The organism is Sulfoacidibacillus ferrooxidans (assembly GCF_022606465.1).
In the GTDB taxonomy this organism is placed as follows: Bacteria; Bacillota; Bacilli; order Alicyclobacillales; family SLC66; genus Sulfoacidibacillus; species Sulfoacidibacillus ferrooxidans.
In genome coordinates, this window is sequence record NZ_JALBUF010000051.1 from 1 (window position 1) to 1,491 (window position 1,491).

The 1,491-nt window shown below is 50.2% G+C and carries 3 protein-coding genes; all 3 read left to right on the forward strand.

The window, feature by feature from the left end:
* A partial coding sequence (locus tag MM817_RS16265) for a hypothetical protein (RefSeq protein ID WP_241717080.1) occupies positions 1-210 on the forward strand: 210 nt, incomplete at its 5' end.
* 20 nt (positions 211-230) lie between these two features.
* Complete coding sequence (locus MM817_RS16270; RefSeq protein ID WP_241717082.1) at positions 231-1,019, forward strand: type II secretion system F family protein; 789 nt, start codon at positions 231-233, stop codon at positions 1,017-1,019.
* On the forward strand, positions 1,019-1,491 hold a 473-nt coding region (locus MM817_RS16275), incomplete at its 3' end, for a GGDEF domain-containing protein (RefSeq protein WP_241717085.1). The genes MM817_RS16270 and MM817_RS16275, both read left to right, overlap by 1 nt.

A 1,491-nucleotide genomic window follows, 5' to 3' on the forward strand; every position in this document is an offset into this window, starting at 1 on the left:
TATCGTGAACGATTACGCGCAGAAACGGCTCAATTTCGTACAGGTGGGTATCTCTTTTACGGTGTGTTAGCGGGATCGCTCCTTGTGGCCTATCCCTTTGCAAAATCCTACATGAGTGGCACCGTGCAAGTGGTCTTTTGGCTGGTGCTTGGCATCATGACGGTAGGGTTGCAGCTCGTCATTCGTCGTAGTCAAGTGATCGATGTCTAAAAGAGAGGAGGTGGATGATGATGAGCTGGTTATCGCTCGTAACGGGCGCGTTCGTTGCGCTGTCTGTGATCGCTTTTGTTCTCTATCGTATGGAAGTGGTCGTTGACGTACGACGTGCACTCGCACCCATTCGATATGGAGCGAGCGTTCCAAAAGAAAATCCCTTTGTGGCCATTGCAAACGCCATAGAACGTCCAGAAGCCGCGACTCTATGGATACGATCCGCGTTCATCGTGTCGATTGTGGTGGTCTTGGTGGCAGTCGTCGTGCGCTTTCCATTGCTTGTGCTCTTGGTTGGCCCTGTGTGGTTGGGACTGGTGCTGTATAGTCGCAGTCAATTGCGGTCGTATCGATCGAAACTAGCCGCACAAACGCGAGTATCTGAATTGATGCTTGTGTTTCTCTCGCGAGCTGGAGCGTCTGTATCCGATGCGTTGCATGTGCTGTCCAGTCAGTTTGATGAACCGCTCAAAAGTCGATTGAAAGAAGTGGAAGTGAAGTCTCACTATGCGACGCTACCTATCGCGCTTCAACAATTGGCTGATTCAACAGGTGTTCAGCAATTAGCGGATTTTGCGTCTCTCGTGGGGGAGTCGGAACAATACGGAACGCCGATTGCCGATGCGGTATTAAGGAGTTATCGCTTAGAAGCGAGGCTTCGAGAGAATAAAGCGCGTAAACGGTTTAGCAACGTCTCCCTTGAACTGGCACTGATTTCGATGGGACTGATTGCGTTCCCAGGATTCGGATTCATCTTATATGCCTTATTACAATACATCTTGCGCATGTTTACGGGGGCGATGATCTAATGAAGGAAGAAGTATTAATTAACCATGTAGCTAGCGGAATCCCGTGGGAAAAGGCAGTGATGGCGTACTTCATGGATGCTGGGGCCTATGGTGTAGAGTACGGCATCGGGCATCAACAACAGGAAACGCAAGGGATTGCCACTCATCAACCGCACTTATTTCAAGTCGTGGAGGTGGCCCTCTTGGATGAGAGGTGGTTTCGCGTGTACGTGCGAAGCTCTTCTCCGTCGATGGAAGAGGCGTGTCGTTTGGTCCAAGCGTTAGACAGGCTTGTGCATGATCAAACGAAGTTACGCTATGCCGCCCTGCGTGATCCGTTAACGGGGTGTTTGAATCGTCGTGGACTCGACGAGTGGTTTCGAGATCGAAAAAGTCGCTTGGTGAGTTTTGATTTTGTGTTGGCCATGTTCGATCTGGATCATTTCAAAGCATTGAACGATACACAGGGACATGATGCAGGGGATCAGCTGTT

Excerpts from the sequence above, each read along its gene's own strand:
- MM817_RS16270 (WP_241717082.1), top strand. The coding sequence starts at position 231 with ATGAGCTGGTTATCGCTCGTAACGGGCGCGTTCGTTGCGCTGTCTGTG.